1 protein-coding gene is annotated in these 814 nt (G+C 38.2%); it reads left to right on the top strand.

What is annotated here, in order from left to right; all coding sequences use genetic code 11:
- Window positions 1-810, top strand: an 810-nt coding sequence (locus tag H5072_RS20640; protein WP_182694661.1) for a TonB-dependent receptor, incomplete at its 5' end; no start/stop codon positions are given.
- Window positions 811-814 lie beyond the last annotated feature (4 nt).

Consider the following 814-nt stretch of genomic DNA (forward strand, 5'->3'; position numbering starts at 1 on the left):
GGTGCTATTTGGCAATACAAGCCAGGTCATAGTATCGCTACAAGTATTTCTCATTCAGAACGAGCACCGCTTTCGGCAGAACTTTTATCTAACGGTTTACACATTGCAACTGGCACGTACGAGCTAGGCCTTGGTTACAATATTGAAGATAATGAAGCGCATTTTGAGCCAGAAAATATCAAGCAGGAAACTTCAACAAACTTAGATTTAAGCTTTAGACGCTTTAGCGGTGATTTTGGTTACACCGTTAACTTTTTCTATAACGATATCAAAAACTTTTATTTTCAAGAAAATACGGGTTTAGTTTACGATGAAGAAGATGGTTTAGAATCAGCTATTGGTGCACATGACGATGCTGTTGCGGTTTATCAGTTTACAAGTAAAGACGCAGAGCTTTATGGCATTGAGTTTGACGCGCATTACCAAGTAACACCAAGCGCTATGGTTAAAGTATTTGGTGACTCAACTCGTGCAAAACTAAAAGACGACGAAGGTAATTTACCACGTATCCCTGCCAATAAATTAGGCTCTGAGTTACAGTACGATTTAGGTGACTTACAACTAACATTAACGGGTACTCATTACTTTGATCAAAACGATGTAACTGCCTTTGAAACTCAAACTGATGGCTATACGTTATTTGATGCACAAGCTAATTACCAATTAGGTTTAGGCAGTGTCGATGCACAGCTGTATATAAACGTTGATAACATTACTGATGAGTTAGGTTTTGTACATAGCTCATTTATTAAAGATAAAGCCCCACTACCAGGCAGAAACTTCCGCTTTGGTGTTCGTGGCTATTTTTAATAAT

The sequence above is a fragment of the Pseudoalteromonas sp. SR45-5 genome (genome assembly GCF_014163565.1).
In the GTDB taxonomy this organism is placed as follows: domain Bacteria; phylum Pseudomonadota; class Gammaproteobacteria; order Enterobacterales; family Alteromonadaceae; genus Pseudoalteromonas; species Pseudoalteromonas distincta.